We start from the raw sequence: 19739 nt of genomic DNA, 5'->3' as shown, positions 1-19739 counted from the left end.
GATCGTCATGGTCGCGCTTCGGACCCTCAGCCAGCGGTACGAGCGCACCGTGGTCAAGGAGCAACTGCTCGACGCCAGCGCCCGCACCGGGCGGACCGACCTGGACGGGCCGCTCAACTACCTGCTGATCGGCAGCGACCGGCGTGCCGGCAGCAGCGAACCGGACCAGCGCTCGGACACCATCCTCATCGTGCACGTGCCCGCCGGGCAGCAGGAGGGGTACCTCGTCTCCATCCCGCGTGACCTGCTCGTGGCCATCCCGGCCGGAAACGGCTTCGGCGGTGGACAGGACAAGGTGAACGCCGCGTACGAGCACGGCGGCGGTGGGCAGGCCGGCGCCCGGCTGCTGTCGGCCACCCTGACCCGACTCACCGGGATCCGGTTCGACGGCGCCGCGCTGATCGACTTCTCGGGCTTCCGAAAGGTGATCGACCTGCTCGGCGGGGTGCGGATGTGCGTGGACACCGAGGTCCGCTCGATCCACACCAACCGGGTCTTCCACACCGGCTGTCAGCGGATGAACGGGGCACAGGCGCTGGACTACGTGCGACAGCGCTACGACCTGCCCGGCGGCGACTACGACCGGCAGCGCCATCAACAGCAGTTGCTGCGGGCGATGCTCGGCAGCGCGAGCGAGGCGAACCTGCGTGCCAACCCGGTGAAGCTGGACCAGGTGATCCGCGCGGTGGGCAGCTCGCTGACCGTGGACACCAACGGCGTACCCCTGGAGGACCTGGTCCTCGCGCTGCGCGCGCTGCCGGCCGACGCGCTGCGGGGCGTCCAGGTGCCCTCGTACCCGCAGACCATCGACGAGGTGTCGTACGTCGTGCTGGACAACGGTGGCAACGGGCTCTTCGAGGCCGTGCGCGGCACCCGGATGCCGGCCTGGGCACAGGCCAACCCGCGCTGGGTCACCCGGTTGTGATCGTACCGACGGCCCGGGTCGGCACCGATCGGGTCGCCGAGGATCTAGTGTTGTTTCCTGTGTTCGGACCCCAGGTTCCCACCGTGCCCGTGACCGAGATCGCCGACGACACCTACCTGCTGGACGTGCGGGAGGACGACGAATGGGCGGCCGGGCACGCTCCCGGCGCCCACCACCTGCCGATGATGGAGCTGCCGGCACGCCTGGCCGAGGTGCCCACCGACCGGGACGTGGCGGTCATCTGCCGCTCCGGCGGGCGCTCCGCCCAGGTCGTCGCCTACCTGGTCAACAACGGCTGGGAGCAGGTGCGTAACGCCGACGGCGGGATGCGCCAGTGGGCCGCCGTCGGGCGGCCGGTGGTCGACGCGAACGGGCAGCCCGGCCAGGTCATCTGAGGGGCCGGCAATGGGCGGGCCTCTGATCTTCGCGCACCGCGGCGCCTCGTACGACCTGCCGGAGCACACCCTCGCCGCCTACCTGCGCGCCCTCGACGAGGGCGCCGACGGCCTGGAATGCGACGTCCGGCTGACCCGGGACGGGCACCTGGTCTGCGTGCACGACCGACGGCTGGACCGCACCAGCAACGGGCGCGGACTGGTCAGCGCGCGTACGCTCGCCGAGCTGGACGCGCTGGACTTCGGCTCGTGGCATCCGGGCGGCGCTCCGGCCGGTGACCTGCCGCCGGACCCGTCGCGTACGCGGCTGCTGACCCTGGCCCGGCTGCTCGACGCGGTGCTGGCCGCCGGCCGGCCGGTCCGGCTGCTCGTCGAGACGAAGCACCCGTCCCGCTACGGCTCGGACGTGGAGCGGCGACTGGTCGCGCTGCTGCGCCGGTACGGGCTGGCCGAGCCGGCGCCGGACGATCCGGTCCAGGTCACCGTGATGTCGTTCTCCCCGCTGGCGGTCCGGCGGGTCCGCGAGCTGGCCCCGACCCTGCCCACGGTGCTGTTGCTGGAGGTGCTGCCGCGCTGGCTGCGGCTGGGTCGGCTGCCGTTCGGCGCCCGCATCGCCGGGCCCGGCATCGGCCTGGTCCGGGCCCGCCCGCAGCTGCTGCCCGCGCTGCGGGCGGCCGGCAACGAGGTGTACGTCTGGACGGTGAACGAGCCGGCCGACCTGGAGCTGGTGCTGGCCGCCGGGGTGGACGGGATCATCACCGACCGGCCGGCGCACGCCCTCGCCCGACTGGACCGTTGACCGGTACCGCCCGGGCGGGGGTGCCCAAACCCGGGCCGGCGGGGCAGACTCGGCACATGCCGGAGCGCATCGACTTCCCCGCTCTCATCGCCGGCCACACCGTCGTGATCGAAATGATCAACTCCGGGGACGCCGGCCTGCCCGTCCTCACCCAGCTGCTCCGGGTGGCGCAGCCGGCGCTCGGCGCGGCCGGCATGGCGTTCGCGGAGTTCGGCCCGTCCGGTGGCCGCGTGATCGCCGCGACCGGCGCGGCCGAGTGGACGCTGGGCCGTCCGCTGCCGGCCGACGACCCGGCCACCGTCTGCCTGCTCTCCGGGCCGCGCGTGCAGCAGGTCCGGATCGACCACCTCAGCGGCAAGCTGACCGGCGAGCTGGCCGGCTGCGGGTTGCGCCGGATGGTGGTCTCCCGGGCGGAGATCGGCGGCCACACCGTCGGCAGCCTGCACGCCCTCTACTCCGGCGACGACGAGCCGGCCGTCGAGCACCACGGCGTGATCGCCTACCTCGCCTCCTGTGTCGCGCACATGTACGGCGACCAGAGCGGGCTGCCCGTGCACGGCGACGGCCCGGTGGTCGCCGCACTCGCCGACGGTCTGGCCGTGGTCGACCGGGACGGGCACGTACGGCTGTGGAACCCGGCCGCCGCCCAGGTCACCGGTCGGTCGGCCGACCAGGCGCTGAGCCGTCCGCTGCCGTTCCCGCTCCCCCCGTCGGGGCAGGTACGCGACCACCGCCTGCCGGACGGGCGCTGGCTGCGGATCACGTCCGGGGAGCTGCCCGGCCCGGGCGTGCTGCGGGTGGTCACCTTCCGGGACATCACCGACCAGCAGCGCCGCGACCACGACCGCGAGCTGTTCGTCGCGGTGACCAGCCACGAACTCCGCACCCCGGTCACCGTGATCAAGGGGTACGCGGACACCCTCACCGACCACTGGGAGTCGCTCACCGACGCCGACCGGCGGCAGGGCGCCCGCGTGATCGGGCAGCGCGCCAACGAGCTGGCTCGCCTGGTCGACCGGCTGCTCTCCTCGGCCGCCGAGGCGGGGCCGGGGGACGACCCGCCCGCTCCCTTCGACCTCGGCGACGCGCTGCGGACGGCGATCGCCGACCTGCCGGCGGAGCTGCGTCGGCGGCTCGTCCTGCGCCTACCCGCCGACCTGCCCAAGGCGCTCGGCCACCGGCCCAGCCTGGCGACCGTGCTGACCGAGCTGGCGACCAACGCCGGCAAGTACTCGGCGGCGGACTCGTCGATCGAGATCGACGCCGCAGTCGATGGTCAGATGGTGTCGTTCCGGGTCAGCGACCGAGGCATCGGCATCCGCCCGGAGCACGTCGAGCGGGCGTTCGACCGGTTCTGGCAGGGCGAGTCGGGCGACCGCCGGGGCTACCCGGGCGCCGGGCTGGGCCTCTATCTCGTCCGCCGGATCGTTGAACAGCAGAATGGATGGGTATCCCTACGTCCGAGGACCGGCGGCGGTACGGTCGCAGAGGTGCGCCTGCCGCGCGGGTGACCGGCGGTGGCGGGACGTGGAGGGACGAGCGTGGCAGCGGCGGCGATGGAACGGGCATGGTGCGTGGTGGTACCCCACCACCCCGCCGGCGCGCGGCTGGCCCGGCACCGGCTCGCCGACGAGCTGACCGACGTCGTACCCCCGATGCTCCTGGCGGATCTGGTCGCGGTGCTCGCCGAGCTGGTGGGCAACGCGGTCCGACACGCGCAACCGCTGCCCGGTGGCGTGGTGCGGGTCGCCTGGCGGCTGCGGCCGTCGGCGGACGGCCCCGGGGTCCAGCTCCGGGTGACCGACGGCGGTGCGGGGGCCGGGCCGCGGATCCGCACGGCCAGCCCGGACGCGGCCGACGGGCGGGGGCTGCACATCGTCGCCGGCCTGGCCAGCCGCTGGGGTGTCGAGCGGGACGGTCTGGGGCAGAGCGTCTGGGCCGCGTTCGACCCGACCGGGACGACCCGGCCGGACCTGGTCGTGGCCGGCTGACGACCACGCGGGGCGGGTCCCGCCCACGGGCGGCCGCCCGGACCTCTAGGCTGTGACGCCGTGAGCAAGCGTCGAAAGAGCCAGCGCGCCGCCGCGGACCCCGCCCCCCGTCGGGACAAGGTGCGGGACATCTTCGTGCCGCGACCGTTCGACGGGCTGGTCGACGAGCCCGAGTGGATCGCGTTGCGGGAGTTGGTACCGGCCGCGTCCGCGCCGCTGAAGCTGGCACCCGCCCTGGTCGAGGAATTCGGGGACCGCCCGGCCACGCTGGCCACGGTGCTCCCGATGGCCGCCCCAGCGATGACCAAGCCGGACGGGCGGGTGCTCATCGGCCTGCAGCGCCACCAGCAGTCCGGTGACGTCTCCCGGGACCTGGCCGAGGCGCTGCTCTGCGCGCTGCGGACCGAGGCGGGCGACCCGGTCGCGGTGCCACCGCTGCCCGGCGCCGGCCCCCGGCTGCAGGACATCCTGGTGGACGGTCCGCTGGAGATCACCATGCACGAGGGGTTCGAGTTCTGGCTGGACCCGGGCGCCGCCGACGACCCGAACGTCCAGGCCTCCCTGGAGCGGGCGAACGCGGCGATCTACCCGACGGTCCGCCTGAGCGCGGCCAGGGCCGCGTACTGGTGCCGCGTACCGGAGAAGGCGCACGTGCGCTGGGTGCTGCCGGACGACGAGGACGCCGCGCTGGACGCGCTGGCCCGGCTCGGCGCGGCCGGCACGCTGCCACTGGGTGAGCAGACCCGCTTCGCCGGGATGTTCCGGGCCCACGGCCGGCTGGTCCCGGTCTGGGACCTGCCGGAGGAGACCCCCGCGGCCGAGTGGGAGGAGCCGGTGGCGCAGTTCGCCAAGCGGTACGCCGAGGCGCTGACCGACACCGGGCCGCTGGACGCCGCCGGCCGGCGGGCTCGGCAGGGTCTGCTGGGCCGGCAGCTCACGCTGCGCTGACGGCCCCGCCGGGGGTGCCGGCGACGTCTCGGTGGACCTTCAGCCCGCCACGGGCAGCGGGTCGCGCACCACCGGGCAGGACATGCAGCGCGGGCCGCCCCGGCCGGAGCCCAGCTCGGAGCCGGCGATCGGGATCACCTCGATGCCCGCGCGCTCCAACTGGGCGTTCGTCTCGGTGTTGCGCTCGTAGCCCACGCAGAGCCGCGGCGCGAGGGCGAGGGTGTTGTTGCCGTCGTCCCACTGTTCGCGTTCCGCCGTGACCGGGTCCAGGCCGGTGTCGATGACCCGGAGCTGGTCGAGGTCCATCGCGTCGGCGGCGGCGCGCAGGAACGGCGCCGGGCCGTCCACCCGCGGATCCTCGCCGTGCGCGCCGGCGATGACGGTGTACGCGGACAGCATGCTGGCGACGTTCGGGTACATCAGCACGGCGTCGACGTCGACCATCGTGCAGACCGTGTCCAGGTGCATGGTGGCCCGCTCCTGGGCGATCGGCACCACCAGGATGGTGTGTGCCAGCCCGGCGGCGAAGACCTGCCGGCCGAGCCGTTCCGCGCCCGCCGGCGTGGTCCGCTCACCCACCCCCACGGCCAGCACGCCGGGGGCCAGCAGCAGCACGTCCCCGCCCTCCAGGTGCTCCAGTTGGGGCCGGTAGACGAACTCGGTGCCGGCGAAGCGCGGGTGGTGGCGGTAGATGGCGTCGGTGAGGGTGGTCTCGCGGCGGCGGGCCGGCATGGCCAGGCTGGTGACGCCGACCCGGTCGCCGATCCACAGCGACGAGTCCCGGGTGAAGAGCAGGTTGGGCAGCGGGTCGATGACGAAGTCGTGCCGGTCCATCAGCGTGTAGACCAGCCCACCCGGCCGTTCGGAGCTGATCCGCAGCTCCTCGTGCGCGAGCCCGGCGATGAGCACGTCGGCCAGCGCGGCCGGGTCCAGATAGGTCAGGTGGTCGGCCACCCGGGCGCGCAGCGTGTCGCCGAGCCGGGGCGAGCTCAGCACCTCGTCGGTGAGTTCGGCCCGGGCCTCGGGGACGGCCAGCGTCTCGGCCAGCAGGGTGGCCAGGTAGAGCACCTCGACCCCGCGCTCGCGCAGCGCGGCTGCGAAGGCGTCGTGCTCCTCCTGGGCCCGGCCGACCCAGGGGATCGCGTCGAAGAGGAGCGAGTCGTTGTTGCGGGGGGTGAGCCGGGCCAGTTCCGGGCCGGGCCGGTGCAGCAGCACGGTGCCGAGCCGACCGACCTCGCTGTCGACGTAGTGGGTCACCCCAGCAGCGTAGGGCAGGGTTTGGCGGCATCCGAGAAAAGAACTGTGGATGAATATGGCATTCATCCACAGTCATTCCGGCGCTCCGGCTTGCCGAACACCGGGACTGGCAACGTAGGGTAGTGAGGACATAACTTCGAGGGACCTTTTGCCGGAGGTCGCGATGACTGTCTTTCCCGCTCGCCGAGCCGTACCGACCGCCCGGGCACTGCCGCCCGTCGCGGTGCCCCACCCCCGCGTCGAGTCGCCGGGGGTTCTCGAACCGGTCCGTCCGACCCCGCTCGAGTGGGCCCGCCGCCGTCGGGCCGAGCGGGGCGCACGACGGCTGGAGGCGGCCGGAGCGCGGGCACTCGGCCAGCTCGACCACCTCGGGCCGGCCTGGCACGTCATCGAGTGGCCCCGCACCGACGTGGCGGACGTCCTGCTCGACCGAAGTCAGGACGACCGGGCCGGGTTCCTCGCCATCGGGCCCAGCGGCCTGTTCGCGGTCACCATCGCCGACCACGGCCGGGCCCGGGTGCTGGTCGCCGGCGACGTGGTGCAGATCAACGGCAAACGGCCGCCGTACGTGGCGGAGGCCCGCCGGGACGCCAAACGGGCCAGCAAGGCCCTCTCCGCCGCGGTGGGGTTGACCATTCCGGTCACGCCGGTGCTGACCTTCGTCGGCTCCGGCGTGATCAGCGTCTACGGCCTGCCGAAGGACTGTCTGATGGCCACCCACCGCGAGCTGGACCGGCTGCTGGTGGCCGGTGGCAGCCGGATCAGCCCGGCCACGGCCGAGAAGCTGTCGCGGGTCGCCCAGCATCCGAACACCTGGCTCAACGGCACCTACCGTCCATCGGGCGACTACCGGTGGTACGAGGAGGGCCGAACGGCCGCTGACAAGGCGGGCCACCGCCGGTAACGTCACCGGCGACGCCACGCGGCTCCGGTCCCCTCGTCACCCACCGGCCCGCGCCGTCGCCGGTCGCCCGGTCAGGGCAGCGCGTTCCGCCCGGCGGCCCCAGTGCGCTCGGCGGTTACGTCGGCGACCGGCTAGCGTGGACAGTCCGTTGGTGGACATAGGAGGCGCGGTGGCCCACGTCGAACTCTCGCTCTCGGAAGTGTTCGTGCCAGCGGCGCGGACCTCGACAGAGCACGGGTCCGACAACTTCGGCCAGTGGTCCTCGACGGTCTCCCGAGCCGACGAGCCCTGCCTGCTGATCGACGCGGAGACCCGCGTGGTGGCCATCTCCGCCGCCGGCTGCGAACTGCTCTGCCTCGGCGAGCCGGACGACCTGATCGGGCGCCCGCTGCTCGACGGCGGGCTGCGCCTGCTCGACTTCACCGCTAACCGGGGCGAGCTGACCGAGGCCGAAACCGACAAGATCCCACCGCTGCTGGCGCTCACCTCCGGCCGGCTGGCCCGCGGTCTGCTCCGCGTGGAGGCCGCCTCGGCGGACGCCTCGGACGCGACCGTCGACGCCATCTCCACCCCCGTTCTCGCCGACGGCGAGGTGGCCGGGTCGCTCACGTTCTTCTCCGAGGTCTGACCTGCGACGGTGTGTCGTTCGCCGCACGCGGCGAAGCTGGGGCGGGCGCGCTCAGAGGCCGTAAGGTGCCCTCATGCTCGATATCACACTGCTGCCGGGGGAGTACGCCGTGTGCCGGTTGGCCGCCGACGCCACCCTGCCGCCCGCGTTGTCGAGCGGGCTCGGTGCCGCCGACGTGGTGACCGTGAGCTGGACCGCCGACGGGATCTCGCTGATCTGCCCGACCGACCGGGCCCCTGAGCAGGCCGTCGTGGAGACCGCCTGGCGCTGCCTGCGGGTGGCGGGACCGCTGGACCTGGCCAGCACCGGCACCCTCGCCGCGCTGGTCGATCCGCTGGCCGAGGCGCGGGTCAGCGTGGTGGCGTTCTCCACCTTCGATACCGACTACGTGCTGGTGCCGGCCGTCCGGCTGGCCGAGGGCACCGCCGCGCTGGAGCGCGCCGGGCACCGCGTGCTCGGCTGACCTTCACCCGGCCGCCGGTTCCTCCTACGATGGGCTCGGCCGCCCGGCCGCAGCGATGTTCTCCGATGTACCGAGGATCGGCCCGTGCCGTTCACCCCACCCCGCCACCAGCCCGCCGCCGCACCCCCGCACCGCCGCCTCGCGGCGTCGGCGCGTCCCGCCGTGCCCGTGCGCCCCGTCATCCGCGTGCTGCCCTGGGCACTGCTCGCGATGGTGGCGCTGGCGGGCTGCGGCGCCCCGCCCGAGCTGAGCCGGCCGGCGGCCGCTCCCTCGTCCGCCCCGGTGACGCCGGCCAGCCCGCCGGCCACACCGCCCAGCGGGCCACCGACCAGCACACCGCTCAACCCGCCGGCCGGTCCCGTCCCGGCCACCTCCGACGCCGGTCTGGTCGCCACGACCTGCCAGGACGGGCCGTCCGGGCAACGCGTGATCGACCTGCTGCGCGGCCGGGCCGCGGTGTTGCCGGACGACGTCCGGGTCCGGGTCCGCACCGGGCCGCTCTGCGCCGCCGACTGGCAGTACACCGTGCTGGAGGTGACCGGGCACGAGGAACTCCAGGTGGTCACCCGGGGCCGGGGCGGCACGCCACAGCTGGTCACCGCCGGCACCGACGTCTGCTCCATCGAGGTCCGTGCCACCGGCCCGGCCGGCATCCGGACGCTGGCCTGCGACGCCGGCCCGGCCCTCGGGCCGGGTGCGTAGGCTGGTCGGCATGCCGGGAACACCGCCGACGCGCTTCGTCTACCTCGGTCCGGAGGGCACCTTCGCCGAGCAGGCGCTGCGCACCGTCCCCGCCGCCGAGCGCGGCAACCGTACGCCCGCCCGCAGCGTCGGGGAGGCGCTGGAGAACGTCCGCGCCGGCGACGCCGACGCCGCCCTGGTGCCGCTGGAGAACTCGATCGGCGGCGCGGTCGGCGTCACCCTGGACGAGATGGCGGAGGGCGAGCCGCTGGTGATCACCCGGGAGGTGATCCTGCCGGTGGAGTTCGTGCTCGGCGCCCGACCCGGCACCTCGCTCACCGCGGTGCGCTCGGTGGCGGCCCACCCGCAGGCGTCCACCCAGTGCCGCAACTGGCTGCGGGCCCACCTGCCGGACGCGGTGGTCGTCGACGTGCTCTCCAACGGCGCGGCGGCCGCCGGCGCCGGGGCGGGCGAGTACGACGCGGCGATCTGCGCCCCGATCGGGGCGACCCGGCACCGGCTCGCGGTGCTCGCCGACAAGATCGCCGACCACCCGGACGCGGTGACCCGGTTCGCGCTGGTCTCCCGCCCCGGGCCGCCCCCACCGCCGACCGGCGACGACGTGACCTCCCTGGCCGTCTACATCGCCCACGACCGGGTGGGTGCGCTGCTCTCGGTGCTGATGGAGCTGGCCGTCCGGGGGGTCAACCTGACCCGGATCGAGTCCCGCCCGACCGGTGAGGCGCTGGGCCGGTACGTCTTCTTCCTCGACTGCACGGGGCACGTGGCCGACGTCCGGCTGGGCGAGGCGTTGCAGGGGCTACGCCGGGTCTGCGCCGACGTCCGCTTCCTGGGCTCGTACCCCCGGCACCGGTGGGTCGACGGGGCGGGTGACCGCCCGGTGCCCGCGCCGGCCGGCCTCTCCGACGTCGACTACACCGATGCGGCGGCCTGGCTGGCCCGGCTGCGTACCGGCGAACTGATCTGACGGCGGCGGGGGCGCCCCGACCAGAGGCGCCCCGCCGACCGGCGTCAGCTCAACAGACCGCCGAGCAGGCCGCCCTGCTGCTCCTGGGTGCCGCTGCCCATGATCGGCGGCTCCTCCGACGGCTGGACCACCACGAAGCCCTGACCGGCGAAGCTCATCGTGAACGACTCGCCGGTACGCCGGCCGAGCAGCGTGCCCAGGCCGAGTTGCTCCGCCCGGTGGTAGCCGGTCTGCAGGTTCGCGGACCAGCAGACCGCGGCCTGCGGGTCCACGTACGTCGGGGCGTCCACGTTGAGCACCACCGGGGTGCCGTTGGTGGTGATGGCGATCCGGCCCTGCCCGGTGAAGACGCAGTTGAACAGGCCGGACGAGGAGGCCATCCCGGCGCCGCCGACCATCTTGATGTCGTACTGGAGGGTCGAGTCGAAGGCGAGGACGCTGGAGCCGTTGATGGAGAGCGCGTCGCCCGGCTCGAGGTCGATGATGTGCACGTCCTTGGCCAACTCGGCGAGGAAGACGTCGCCCCGGCCGGACACCTTCATCAGCGGAACGCCCTCGCCGGTGAGCTTCTGCTTGAGAAACTTGCCGAGCCCGCCCGAGCCGAGCGCCTGGAACTGCACCTGCCCCTGGTAGGCGACCATCGACCCGACCCGGGCCATCGCCTCACCGTTCAGCTCGATCTTCAACATCTTGGAGTTCTGCAGCCGCATGCCGGGCTGGGCGGACTCCTTCTCCAGGTTCTCCGCGGAGAACAGCGCGCTGCGCATGAAAGGTGCCTCCTGAAAAGGTCGCGGTAGCTGACCCGACGGTAGGCGACCAGGGCAACCGCAGACCATCGGCCGAGCGGTGCGGCGCGGCGGCGGTGCTGCGGCGTCGACCGGGGCTCAGCCCCAGCCGAGCTCGTGCAGCCGCTCGTCGTCGATGCCGAAGTGGTGCGCGATCTCGTGCACCACCGTGACCGCGACCTCGTCGACGACGTCGTCGTCGCTGTCGCAGATCCGCAGGATCGGCCGGCGGTAGATGAAGATGCGGTCCGGAAGCACGCCGGAGTAGTCCCAGCCCCGGTTGGTGAGCGCGTGCCCCTCGTAGAGGCCGAGCAGGCTCTCGCCGGGCGGTGGGTCGTCCTCGACCAGGATCACCACATTGCTCATCAGGCTGAGCAACTGCTCGGGCACCTCGTCGAGGGCGTCGCCGACCAACTCCTCGAAGCGTTCGCGGCTCATCTCCACGGGCACCCGACCCATTCTGCCCGACCGTGCGCGTGGCCGGCCCGTCCGCCGCAAGGGTGGACGGGCCGAGGCGCGCCCGGGCGGCGCGGACCGGCCGGGCGCGGGTGGCTCAGGAGGTGAGGCGGGCGCTGAGGGTGATCTCGGCGCCCGGGGAGAGCAGCCGGGAGATCGGGCAGTTCGCCTTGGCGGCGTCGGCGAGCTTCTGGAACTCGGCGTCGTCGATGCCCGGCACCTGGCCGACGGTCTCCAGCTCGATCCGGGTCACGGTCATCCCGGCGTCGGTCTTGTCCAGGTGCACCTTGGCGGTGGTGTCGACCGAGGTGGGCGTCGAGCCGGCGTCCGCGAGGGCCTTCGAGAACGCCATCGAGAAGCAGGCGGCGTGCGCGGCGCCGATCAGCTCCTCGGGGTTGGTCCCCTCCCCCTCTTCGAAGCGGGACTTGAAGGAGTAGTTGCCGGACAGGCCGCCCTTACCGGTGCGGACGGTGCCGGCACCCTCGGTGAGATTGCCCTGCCATTGTGCGGAAGCGGTACGGATAGGCATGACCCGACGCTAGCGGATCGGCGACCGCCGGGCGACCGAGCGACACCGACGTCCCACCTGCGATCCCCGTCACCACCTGTCGCCTGTGTCATGATTCGACGCAGGCCCGTGACCGGCGGAAGGATGGCCGATGTCCGAGGAGCTGCCCATCCCCCGACAGGGCGACCGGTCCGACGGGCCCGCCGTGATCGAGTGGGGTGCCGTCGAGACGACACGCCGACGCCGGTTCGCCGGGTCGCTGGCCGGTCTGGGCCGCGATCCCCGGCTGCCTCTGCTGATCGCGGGTCTGGGTGCGGTCGCCGCCGTCGCCTCGCTGGTCGGCGAGTGGCTGGTGATGACGCCGCCGAACCGCGGCCCCGAGGGTGACGCCATTGTCCGGCTGCCGGCCGGGGTGTCCGAGATCGGCGGCTTCGGGGTGGCCTACCTGGTCGGGCTGCTCGCCCTGGTCTGCGCCGTGGCGCTGGCGCTGCGGGGCACGCCCGCTGTCCGGTCGAACGCGCGGCTGGCCGGGCTCACCCTGGCCGGGGCGCTGCTGGCGCTGCTCGTCGCCACCGCCTCCGCGCTCGACGAGTCGGGCCAGCGCACGCTCTTCTACTCATCGGAGGACGGCTTCCGGGCCGAGTACGGCCGCGGTCTGGTGATGGCGTTCGTCGCCTGCGTGCTGTTCGGCACTGCCCTGCGGTTGGCGCCGGGCGGCGGGACCGCCCCGGCCGGACCGGAGCGGGACGCCGGGCGCGCCCCAGCCTCTGACGACGACCGGGACGCGGCCAGTGGGCCGCGGAGCCGCAGCGGCGCGGCGAACGGCGGATGGCGTCGCCGGCCGGGTCGCGACCCGGAGGAGGGGCCACCGCCGCCGGCCGACCTGACCGTCACGCCGGCCGCGCCGTTCGCCCGCCCGGAACCCCCCGCCTGAGCGTCGGACGCTCGACCCTGCCGGCCCTCGTCGCCGGGGTGTCGCCGGACACCGGTGGTGTGCCGCCCGTTGGCGCCCGATTCGTCTGGAAGCCATGGTTGCGACCCGTTCCGCGAGGTACGGTTGCTGCCCGCCGTCACGCCGGGTCCCTTCCCGGACCGTACGGCTGGCTGCGACGGCGGCGGGCGAAGGAGGAACGATGACCCGCCCGGGACTACCCAAGCTGATCGCCACCGACCTCGACGGGACGCTCGTCCGCAGCGATGACACCGTCTCCGCGTACACCCACGGGGTGCTCGACCGGGTGCGGGCCGCCGGAATACCAGTGGTCGGCGCCACCGGTCGCGGTCCCCGGCTCACCGAACTGACCCGCAACGACATCCGGGCCGCCGACTTCCTGGTGATGGCCGGTGGCGGCCGCGTGGTGGACCAGAGCGACCCGGCCGGTCCGGTGGTGCTGCGCGACGAGCGCCTGCCCGCCGGGGTGCTGGCCCGGCTGGTGGCCGACCTCGAGGCCGAGGTGGGCCCGCTGACCGTGATGGTGGAGGCCTCCGACGAGCACGACGCGCCGCTGTGGGGCGACTACCACCCGAGCTGGCCGTACCAGGACCGGTTCGAGGAGCGCAGCCGCGCCGAGTGCCTCTCCTGCGACGTGATCAAGGCATTCGTCCGGACCGCCGACCACCACGTGGACGAGCTGCTGGCGGTCGCCCGCCGGATCGTGCCGCCGCGGGTCGCCACGCTCACCCAGGCCGGGCTCGACTTCGTCGAGATCTGCCCGCCAGGGGTGGACAAGGCGACCGGGCTCAGCGTGGTGGCGCAGACCCTCGGGGTCGACCCGGCCGACGTGCTGGTCTTCGGCGACATGCCCAACGACCTGCCGATGTTCGAGTGGGCCGGGTGGGCCCGGGTGGCGGTGGCCAACGCCCACCCCGAGGTCCGCGCCGCGGCCGACGAGGTGACCCTGCGCAACGACGACGACGGGGTGGCGGTGTACCTGGACCGGCTACTCTCCCGGTGATGGGAGAGACACCACGACTGGTCGCCACCGACATCGACGGCACGCTGATCCGCGACGACCACACGGTCAGCGCGCGTACCGCCGGCGTCCTGGCGCGGATCTCCGCGCAGGGCACGCCGGTCGTGCTGGTCACCGGCCGTCCGGTCCGCTGGCTGAAGATGGTGTACGAGCAGCTGGCCGAGCCGCTGCCGGCGATCTGCGCCAACGGCGCCGTGGTCTACGACCCGGTGCGCGACGAGGTGCTGCGCGCCGATCCGCTCGCGCCGCAGCACCTCGCCGAGGTGGCCCAGCGGCTGCGCGCCGAGGTGCCCGGGATCAGCTTCGCGGTGGAGATCCTGGACAGCCGGGAGATGCGGCACGAGGCGCAGTACCCGCTGCGCTGGGACGCCGACCACGAGGCGATCCGGGCGGTGCGGACGCCGGAGGAACTGTTGTCGCTCCCGGCCGTGAAGCTGCTCGTCCGGGCCGGCGAGCAGGATCCCGACGCCTTCGCCGAGCTGATCGCCACGGCGGTGGCGGGGTTGGCCGAGGCGACGCACTCGTCGGCCTCGGGGCTGGTGGAGATCTCCGCGGCCGGGGTGACCAAGGCCGCCGGGCTCGACTGGTACTGCGACCGGCTCGGCGTGGCCGCGGCGGACGTGCTGGCCTTCGGCGACATGCCCAACGACGTACCGATGCTGACCTGGGCCGGGCGCGGCGTGGCGGTGGCTAACGCGCACCGCGCCGTCCTGGCGATCGCCGACGAGGTGACGTCGGCGAACTCCGAGGACGGCGTGGCGGCGTACCTGGAGAAGGTCTTCGGGGTGGGCTGACCGGGCCGGGCCCGTTGGTCAGAGGTACTGGCCGGTGCTGTGCCCCTCACCACCGGACGGCTGGCCGATGCCCGGCATGCCGGGCACCATGCCGCCGGGGCCGCTGGGCAGCGCCTGGCGGCCGGAGCGCATCTGCTCCAACTGCACCCGGGCGGCCATCTGCTGGGCGACCAGGGCTGCCTGGATGCCGTGGAAGAGCCCCTCCAGCCAGCCGACGAGCTGGGCGTGCGCGATCCGCAGCTCGCCCTCGCTGGGGGCCTTGTCCTCGGTGAAGGGCAGCGAGATGCGCTCCAGCTCCTCGCGCAGCTCGGGGGCGAGGCCCTCCTTGAGCTCGACGATCGAGCGCTCGTGGATCTCGCGCATCCGGTGCCGGCTGGCGTCGTCCAGCGGAGCGGCCTTGACCTCCTCCAGCAGCTGCTTGATCATGCTGCCGATCCGCATCACCTTGGCCGGCTGCTCGACCAGGCGGGTCGGATCCTCGCCCTGGCCCTCGTCGGTCTGCACCGTGCCGACCGGCCGGCCGTCCGGGCCGACCACCACCACGGTGCCGGAGTGACCGGTGCCGTCGTGGCCCGGCTCGTCGTTCTGTCCAGCGGAGCGCGCTTCGGTCATGGGGTCCATCTTTACCCAGCGGGCGCGACCCATGCCGCCCGGGACCGACTCCGACGGTGGAACCACCCGGGCGGGGCGCGGGCGCTACCGTCACCGCATGCCCGCCGACCCACGTGCCGTGCTGACCCGACCCGCCCCGGACCCCGACCACACCGTCGCGTACGGCGAGCATCCGGATCAGGTGGCCGACCTGCGGCTGCCGGCCGGCGACGGTCCCGCGCGGCGGCTGGTGGTCGTGGTGCACGGCGGCTTCTGGCGGGCGGAGTACGACCGACGGCACACCGGGCCGCTCGCCGCCGCCCTGGCCGGGCTCGGTCACCCGGTGGCGCAGCTGGAGTACCGCCGGACCGGGCAGCCGGGCGGCGGCTGGCCCGGCACGCTCACCGACGCGCTCACCGGCGTGGTGGAGCTGCCCCGGCTGGCCGCCGAGGCGATGCCGGGCCGGGTCACCCGCGACGCGCCGATCCTGGTCGGTCACTCGGCCGGGGGCCACCTGGCCCTGTACGTCGCGGCCGTGGCACCGGCGGCGGTGGGTGGGGTGCTCGCCCTCGCTCCGGTGGCCGACCTGGTCGAGGCGTACCGGCGGGATCTGGACTCGGGCGCGGTGGACGCGCTGCTCGGCGGCGGCCCGGAGCGGTTCCCGGAACGGTACGCCGCGAGCGATCCACGGGCATTGGTGCCCATCCGATCACGCATAGTAGTCGTCCATGGTGCGCGGGACCAGCAGGTGCCGGTGGAGTTGAGCAGGGACTTCGTCGCCGCCGCCCGGGCCGTCGAGACCGACATCAGCCTGGTTGAGCTGCCCGAATGCGAGCATTTCGGCCTCATCGACCCGGAGTCCGCGGCCTGGCCCCGGGTGGCCGCTGTGTTGCGTTCCCTGCACGATGATCACTAGCCATTGACGCAGCGTCGCGGAGCAGGTAGAACGCCGGAGGGGTGGTGGTGTTCCGCCCCTGCAAAGCTCCTGGGAAGGAACTCGGTGTCGCAGATGAACCGCAGACGGGCGCTCCAGCTGCTGGCCGCGCTCGGTACGACCGGATTCGCCGCCGGGTGCGGCTCCGACACCGACCAGCAGAGCGCCGACCGGGGCCCGATCAAGATCGGTCTGATCGCGCCGCAGGGCGGTGGGTCCAAGAGCATCGGCGACGACATCACCAACGGCTTCCAGCTCTACCTGGACCTGCACGACCAACGGCTCGGCGGGCACCCGGTGACCCTGCTGACCGCCGACGAGGGTGAGAACGCCAAGACCGGCAAGGCCGCGGTCGACGGGCTGCTCAAGCAGGGTGTGCTGGCGCTCACCGGCGTGGTCAACTCGGCGGTGATGGTCGGCATCCGGGACACCATCGAGCAGGCCCGGGTTCCGCTGATCGGCTCCAACGCGTCGCCGAGCAGCCTGCAGAGCGTGGTCTACATCTGGCGTACGTCATACGTGCTGGACGAGGCGGGTCGGGCGCTGGGCCGGTACCTGCGCGACCAGCTTCCGTCGAACGGCCGGGTGGCGATCATCGTGCCGGACAACCTCGGCAGCGATGACGTGGTGCGCGGCTTCCGGCAGGAGTTCGGGACCACCGATCCGCGGATCACCAGCCCGGTTGTCAAGACCAAGGACCTCCCCAACCCCGGCAAGAGGGCGTACGTCTCCGACATCGGCACGGCGCTGGCCAACAAGCCCACGGCGGTCTTCTGCTTCTACTCCGGAGCGGCCGGGATCGAGTTCGTCAAGCAGCTGCGCAACGAGTTCTCCGGCCCGATCTACGCCCCCGGCTTCCTCACCGAGGGAACCGTCCTGGAGAGCCTCAAGAACGACGCGTTGGGCATCCAGACCGCCCTGAACTACTCGGCGGATCTGAACAACACCGCCAACCGGGTGTTCGCCTCGGCCTACCGCAAGAAGCACCAGGTCTCCCCGAGCACGTACGCGATGGCGTCCTACGACGCGGCGCAGGTGCTCGACCAGGCGGTCCAGCTGACCGGAGGGTCGCCGACCCCGCAGCAGGTCAACCTTGCGCTCGGCAAGATCGGCCAGATCGACAGCCCGCGCGGCATCTGGCAGTTCAACCAGCCGCGCACCCCGCAGCAGAAGTGGTACCTGCGCGAGGTCCAGCGCGACGGTCAGGTCATGTCGAACGTGCTGATCAACGAGCTGGCCACGCTGGGCTGAGCCACCCCGGACCGACGGCAGGGGCCGGCCTCCCATCCGGGAGACCGGCCCCTGCCGCGTACCGCTGGGGTCAGTGGCGCAACTCGGCGATGCAGCACTTCACGCTGCCGCCGCCCTTCTTCAGCTCGGCCAGATCGACCGGCACCGGGGTGTAACCCGCCGCCTTGAGCTTGCCGGCGAGCCGGGTGGCCTCGCTGTTGAGCACCACGTTCGCACCGTCGCTGACCAGGTTCAGCCCGAAGGTCATCGCGTCCTCGTCGTCGGCGACCACGGCGTCCGGGAAGAGCTGGGCGAGCACCCGCTGACTGGCCGCGGAGAACGCGCCGGGGAAGTAGACGACGTTCGCGTCGTCGAGGGCGGCGAGCGCCACGTCCAGGTGGTAGAAGCGGGGGTCGACCAGCCGCAGCGACACCACCGGCCGACCCAGCGCCTCCTGCGCCTCGGCGTGCGCCGCGAGCTCGGTGCGGAAGCCGTGCCCGGCCAGGATGAGCCCGCCGTGCGCCTCCGGCACGTACGCGAAGTCGCCCTCGCCCTCGTTGGTCTCGCTCGGTGCGATGAACCGCCAGTCGCCCGACTCGTAGAAGGCGCGGTGCGCGGCGGCCTCGGCGGCCCGCTGCTCGTGCTTGAACCGCGCGCCGTAGACGCTGCCGTCGACCACGAAGGCGCCGTTGGCGGCGTACACCATGTCGGGCAGACCGCGCTCGGGGGTGAGCAGGTGCACCTCGTGCCCGAGGCTGACCAGCGTCTCCCGCAGCCGGTCCCACTGCTTGACCGCCAACTCCGCGTCGACCGGGGTGGTCACGTCCATCCACGGGTTGATCGCGTACTCGACCGCGAAGTGGTCGGGCGAGCACATGAGATATGTCCGCTTTCGCGGGACTCGCTGCTGGTTCACGGTGACCAAGAGTAGGTACCTTAGAACTTTGGTAACAGCCACAACCATTGCTTCCCAGAGGCGGAACGTTGCAGATAGACGCCGTAGACCAGCGGATCATTGCGTTGCTCGTCGCCGACGCCCGAGCGTCGTACGCCGACATCGGCACGCGGGTGTCACTCTCCGCCCCGGCGGTGAAGCGGCGGGTCGACCGACTGCGGGCCACCGGGGTCATCCGGGGATTCACGACCGTCGTCGACCCGGCCGCCGTCGGCTGGACCACCGAGGCGTTCGTCGAGCTGTTCTGCGCCGGCCGGACCACCCCGGCACAGATCGGCGTGGCCGTACGCCGGCACCCGGAGGTGGTCGGTGCGTACACCGTCTCCGGCGAGGCGGACGCGCTGGTGCACCTGCGCGCCGCCGACATCGGTCACCTGGAGGCGGCGCTGGAGCGGCTGCGGGCCGAGTCCTTCGTGACCTCCACCCGCAGCACCATCGTGCTCTCCCGGCTGGTCGAGTCCCCCGGCGTCGGCCCCTCCACCCGCTGAACTCTTGACCTCAAGCCCGGTTGAGGGTGTGAGCTGTGCCGGCGGGGGTCGCCGGGGCGCCCGCCTGGGTTGAGGGGGATGCCATGCGGGCGGTCTGGCTACGCGAGTTCGGCGGGCCCGAGGTGCTGGTGCCGGGCACCGCGCCCGACCCGGTACCCGGCCTGGGCCAGGTTCTGATCGACGTGGCGCACGCCAACATCACCTTCGTCGAGACGCAGCAGCGGGCCGGCCGACCCGGACCGTTCCGGGTCACCCCGCCGCTGATCCCCGGCAACGGCGTCGGAGGGACGATCACCGCCGTCGGACCGGACGTCGACCCGGCGCTCATCGGCCGGCGGGTGGTCAGCGCCACCGGCGGCTCCGGCGGGTACGCCCAGCGCGCCGCGGTCGACACGTCCGCACCGATCGACGTGCCGGCCGGGTTGGCGCTGGACGCAGCCGTGGCGCTGCTGGCCGACGGGCGTACCGCCGGCATGCTGATCGACGCGGTCGGCGTCCGCCCCGGCGACCGGGTGCTGGTCGAGGCCGCGGCGGGCGGCGTGGGCAGCCTGTTGGTGCAGCTCGCAGCACACGCCGGAGCACGAGTGGTCGGCGCGGCCGGCGGTGCGCGCAAGGTCGGCCTGCTGCCCGGGCTGGGCGCCGAGGTGGCCGTCGACTACCGCGCGCCGGACTGGGCCGAGCGGGTCCGGGCCGCCGTCGGCGGGGTGGACGTGGTGCTCGACGGGGTCGGCGGGGCGATCGCCCGGACCGCGTTCGAGCTGCTCGACCGGGGCGGACGCATGGTCAGCTTCGGGCTGGCGAGCGGGGAGTGGGCGGCGGTGCCGGCGGAGGCCGCGGCGGCACGGGACGTCACCCTGGTCCGGCCGGACGTGCCGCCGGCGCGGATGCGCGCGTACACCGAACGGGCCCTGGCCGAGGCGGCGGCCGGGCGGCTCCGGCCGCTGATCGGCCAGCGCTTCCCGCTGGAGCGGGCCGCCGCCGCGCACGCCGCCATCGAGTCCCGCGCCATCACCGGGAAGACCCTGCTGGACGTCTCCTGACCAGCG

24 protein-coding genes are annotated in these 19739 nt (G+C 73.5%); 18 read left to right on the top strand and 6 right to left on the bottom strand.

From position 1 onward, the window contains the following. The first annotated feature begins 7 nt into the window (after positions 1-7). The 6 genes from ACFOW4_RS11620 to ACFOW4_RS11595 are packed head-to-tail and all read left to right on the top strand — an operon-like array spanning position 8 to position 5058. Positions 8-925 carry an LCP family protein gene (locus tag ACFOW4_RS11620; RefSeq protein WP_377526977.1) on the top strand — a complete coding sequence of 306 codons (918 nt, stop codon included), beginning with the start codon at positions 8-10 and terminating at the stop codon, positions 923-925. Between the two features lie 59 nt (positions 926-984). Next, complete coding sequence (locus ACFOW4_RS11615; protein ID WP_089018477.1) at positions 985-1320, top strand: rhodanese-like domain-containing protein; 336 nt, start codon at positions 985-987, stop codon at positions 1318-1320. 10 nt (positions 1321-1330) lie between these two features. Beyond that, positions 1331-2119 carry a glycerophosphodiester phosphodiesterase gene (locus ACFOW4_RS11610; protein ID WP_377526976.1) on the top strand — a complete coding sequence of 263 codons (789 nt, stop codon included), beginning with the start codon at positions 1331-1333 and terminating at the stop codon, positions 2117-2119. Between the two features lie 56 nt (positions 2120-2175). Further along, a complete protein-coding gene (locus ACFOW4_RS11605; protein ID WP_377526973.1) occupies positions 2176-3630 on the top strand; it encodes an ATP-binding protein in 1455 nt (484 codons plus the stop codon). 45 nt (positions 3631-3675) lie between these two features. After that, complete coding sequence (locus tag ACFOW4_RS11600; RefSeq protein ID WP_377526972.1) at positions 3676-4110, top strand: ATP-binding protein; 435 nt, start codon at positions 3676-3678, stop codon at positions 4108-4110. Positions 4111-4170: 60 nt separating this feature from the next. Continuing rightward, positions 4171-5058, top strand: a complete 888-nt coding sequence (locus ACFOW4_RS11595; RefSeq protein WP_377526970.1) for a DUF5926 family protein — start codon at positions 4171-4173, stop codon at positions 5056-5058. A 39-nt stretch (positions 5059-5097) separates the two neighbouring features. Here ACFOW4_RS11595 and ACFOW4_RS11590 read toward each other — a convergent pair whose 3' ends face one another. After that, entirely contained in the window at positions 5098-6315 is a 1218-nt protein-coding gene (locus ACFOW4_RS11590; RefSeq protein WP_377526969.1) for an arginine deiminase, read from the bottom strand. A 163-nt stretch (positions 6316-6478) separates the two neighbouring features. Here ACFOW4_RS11590 and ACFOW4_RS11585 point away from each other — a divergent pair, with 163 nt between their 5' ends. The 5 genes from ACFOW4_RS11585 (at position 6479) to pheA (ending at position 9979) form a co-directional block, all read left to right on the top strand. Then, entirely contained in the window at positions 6479-7219 is a 741-nt protein-coding gene (locus tag ACFOW4_RS11585; RefSeq protein WP_377526967.1) for a hypothetical protein, read from the top strand. 169 nt (positions 7220-7388) lie between these two features. After that, complete coding sequence (locus tag ACFOW4_RS11580; RefSeq protein WP_377526966.1) at positions 7389-7847, top strand: hypothetical protein; 459 nt, start codon at positions 7389-7391, stop codon at positions 7845-7847. Positions 7848-7920: 73 nt separating this feature from the next. Next, entirely contained in the window at positions 7921-8310 is a 390-nt protein-coding gene (locus ACFOW4_RS11575) for an ACT domain-containing protein (protein WP_377526964.1), read from the top strand. A 210-nt stretch (positions 8311-8520) separates the two neighbouring features. Continuing rightward, on the top strand, positions 8521-9012 hold the full coding sequence (locus ACFOW4_RS11570; RefSeq protein ID WP_377527084.1) for a hypothetical protein: 492 nt from the start codon (positions 8521-8523) through the stop codon (positions 9010-9012). 10 nt (positions 9013-9022) lie between these two features. After that, entirely contained in the window at positions 9023-9979 is a 957-nt protein-coding gene (pheA, locus tag ACFOW4_RS11565) for a prephenate dehydratase (RefSeq protein ID WP_377526963.1), read from the top strand. Between the two features lie 44 nt (positions 9980-10023). Here the strand turns inward: pheA and ACFOW4_RS11560 are convergent, their stop codons facing one another. From ACFOW4_RS11560 to ACFOW4_RS11550, 3 genes are all read right to left on the bottom strand, one after another. After that, positions 10024-10746 (bottom strand): AIM24 family protein, encoded by a 723-nt coding sequence (locus ACFOW4_RS11560; protein WP_377526962.1) that lies wholly within the window; start codon positions 10744-10746, stop codon positions 10024-10026. 117 nt (positions 10747-10863) lie between these two features. Further along, positions 10864-11208: a metallopeptidase family protein gene (locus ACFOW4_RS11555; protein WP_377527083.1), complete on the bottom strand. Its 345-nt coding sequence runs from the start codon at positions 11206-11208 to the stop codon at positions 10864-10866. Positions 11209-11317: 109 nt separating this feature from the next. Continuing rightward, the gene (locus tag ACFOW4_RS11550) at positions 11318-11749 is read right to left on the bottom strand and encodes an OsmC family protein (protein WP_377526960.1); all 432 of its coding nucleotides are present in this window, start codon (positions 11747-11749) and stop codon (positions 11318-11320) included. Between the two features lie 130 nt (positions 11750-11879). On the opposite strand from ACFOW4_RS11550, the gene ACFOW4_RS11545 reads away from it, so the two are divergent. The 3 genes from ACFOW4_RS11545 to ACFOW4_RS11535 all read left to right on the top strand — a co-directional run bounded on the left by ACFOW4_RS11545 (position 11880) and on the right by ACFOW4_RS11535 (position 14495). Continuing rightward, positions 11880-12662 carry a hypothetical protein gene (locus tag ACFOW4_RS11545; RefSeq protein WP_377526959.1) on the top strand — a complete coding sequence of 261 codons (783 nt, stop codon included), beginning with the start codon at positions 11880-11882 and terminating at the stop codon, positions 12660-12662. Positions 12663-12861: 199 nt separating this feature from the next. Further along, positions 12862-13683, top strand: coding sequence for an HAD family hydrolase (locus tag ACFOW4_RS11540; RefSeq protein WP_377526957.1), 822 nt, complete (start codon positions 12862-12864; stop codon positions 13681-13683). Next, the gene (locus ACFOW4_RS11535) at positions 13683-14495 is read left to right on the top strand and encodes an HAD family hydrolase (protein ID WP_377526956.1); all 813 of its coding nucleotides are present in this window, start codon (positions 13683-13685) and stop codon (positions 14493-14495) included. The genes ACFOW4_RS11540 and ACFOW4_RS11535 overlap by 1 nt, the downstream gene beginning before the upstream one ends. Before the next feature lie 18 nt (positions 14496-14513). Here the strand turns inward: ACFOW4_RS11535 and ACFOW4_RS11530 are convergent, their stop codons facing one another. Further along, a complete protein-coding gene (locus tag ACFOW4_RS11530) occupies positions 14514-15116 on the bottom strand; it encodes a bacterial proteasome activator family protein (protein ID WP_377526954.1) in 603 nt (200 codons plus the stop codon). 88 nt (positions 15117-15204) lie between these two features. Between ACFOW4_RS11530 and ACFOW4_RS11525 the strand changes: the two genes are divergently transcribed. Beyond that, positions 15205-16002, top strand: a complete 798-nt coding sequence (locus ACFOW4_RS11525) for an alpha/beta hydrolase family protein (RefSeq protein WP_377526952.1) — start codon at positions 15205-15207, stop codon at positions 16000-16002. A gap of 84 nt (positions 16003-16086) precedes the next feature. Beyond that, the gene (locus tag ACFOW4_RS11520; RefSeq protein ID WP_377526951.1) at positions 16087-17271 is read left to right on the top strand and encodes an ABC transporter substrate-binding protein; all 1185 of its coding nucleotides are present in this window, start codon (positions 16087-16089) and stop codon (positions 17269-17271) included. Positions 17272-17341: 70 nt separating this feature from the next. On the opposite strand, the gene ddaH is transcribed toward ACFOW4_RS11520, so the two are convergent. Further along, complete coding sequence (gene ddaH, locus ACFOW4_RS11515; protein ID WP_377526950.1) at positions 17342-18175, bottom strand: dimethylargininase; 834 nt, start codon at positions 18173-18175, stop codon at positions 17342-17344. A gap of 59 nt (positions 18176-18234) precedes the next feature. Between ddaH and ACFOW4_RS11510 the strand changes: the two genes are divergently transcribed. Both ACFOW4_RS11510 and ACFOW4_RS11505 read left to right on the top strand, forming a co-directional pair. After that, positions 18235-18693, top strand: a complete 459-nt coding sequence (locus tag ACFOW4_RS11510) for an Lrp/AsnC family transcriptional regulator (protein WP_377526948.1) — start codon at positions 18235-18237, stop codon at positions 18691-18693. Between the two features lie 83 nt (positions 18694-18776). Next, positions 18777-19733 carry a zinc-binding dehydrogenase gene (locus tag ACFOW4_RS11505; protein WP_377526946.1) on the top strand — a complete coding sequence of 319 codons (957 nt, stop codon included), beginning with the start codon at positions 18777-18779 and terminating at the stop codon, positions 19731-19733. Positions 19734-19739: the final 6 nt, after the last annotated feature.

The sequence above is a fragment of the Micromonospora sp. GCM10011542 genome (assembly GCF_042650685.1).
GTDB lineage: Bacteria > Actinomycetota > Actinomycetes > Mycobacteriales > Micromonosporaceae > Micromonospora.
Note: the sequence above shows the minus strand (reverse complement) of the source record. Positions and strands in the feature narration are given on the sequence as shown.

What these genes read in the sequence shown, in the direction of transcription:
- ACFOW4_RS11620 (WP_377526977.1), top strand. Translation starts at nt 8, where the DNA reads ATGGTCGCGCTTCGGACCCTCAGCCAGCGGTACGAGCGCACCGTGGTC.
- ACFOW4_RS11610 (WP_377526976.1), top strand. Translation starts at nt 1,331, where the DNA reads ATGGGCGGGCCTCTGATCTTCGCGCACCGCGGCGCCTCGTACGACCTG.
- ACFOW4_RS11605 (WP_377526973.1), top strand. Translation starts at nt 2,176, where the DNA reads ATGCCGGAGCGCATCGACTTCCCCGCTCTCATCGCCGGCCACACCGTC.
- ACFOW4_RS11600 (WP_377526972.1), top strand. Translation starts at nt 3,676, where the DNA reads ATGGAACGGGCATGGTGCGTGGTGGTACCCCACCACCCCGCCGGCGCG.
- ACFOW4_RS11585 (WP_377526967.1), top strand. Translation starts at nt 6,479, where the DNA reads ATGACTGTCTTTCCCGCTCGCCGAGCCGTACCGACCGCCCGGGCACTG.
- ACFOW4_RS11575 (WP_377526964.1), top strand. Translation starts at nt 7,921, where the DNA reads ATGCTCGATATCACACTGCTGCCGGGGGAGTACGCCGTGTGCCGGTTG.
- ACFOW4_RS11570 (WP_377527084.1), top strand. Translation starts at nt 8,521, where the DNA reads ATGGTGGCGCTGGCGGGCTGCGGCGCCCCGCCCGAGCTGAGCCGGCCG.
- pheA (WP_377526963.1), top strand. Translation starts at nt 9,023, where the DNA reads ATGCCGGGAACACCGCCGACGCGCTTCGTCTACCTCGGTCCGGAGGGC.
- ACFOW4_RS11560 (WP_377526962.1), bottom strand. Translation starts at nt 10,746, where the DNA reads ATGCGCAGCGCGCTGTTCTCCGCGGAGAACCTGGAGAAGGAGTCCGCC.
- ACFOW4_RS11550 (WP_377526960.1), bottom strand. Translation starts at nt 11,749, where the DNA reads ATGCCTATCCGTACCGCTTCCGCACAATGGCAGGGCAATCTCACCGAG.
- ACFOW4_RS11545 (WP_377526959.1), top strand. Translation starts at nt 11,880, where the DNA reads ATGTCCGAGGAGCTGCCCATCCCCCGACAGGGCGACCGGTCCGACGGG.
- ACFOW4_RS11540 (WP_377526957.1), top strand. Translation starts at nt 12,862, where the DNA reads ATGACCCGCCCGGGACTACCCAAGCTGATCGCCACCGACCTCGACGGG.
- ACFOW4_RS11535 (WP_377526956.1), top strand. Translation starts at nt 13,683, where the DNA reads ATGGGAGAGACACCACGACTGGTCGCCACCGACATCGACGGCACGCTG.
- ACFOW4_RS11530 (WP_377526954.1), bottom strand. Translation starts at nt 15,116, where the DNA reads ATGGACCCCATGACCGAAGCGCGCTCCGCTGGACAGAACGACGAGCCG.
- ACFOW4_RS11525 (WP_377526952.1), top strand. Translation starts at nt 15,205, where the DNA reads ATGCCCGCCGACCCACGTGCCGTGCTGACCCGACCCGCCCCGGACCCC.
- ACFOW4_RS11505 (WP_377526946.1), top strand. Translation starts at nt 18,777, where the DNA reads ATGCGGGCGGTCTGGCTACGCGAGTTCGGCGGGCCCGAGGTGCTGGTG.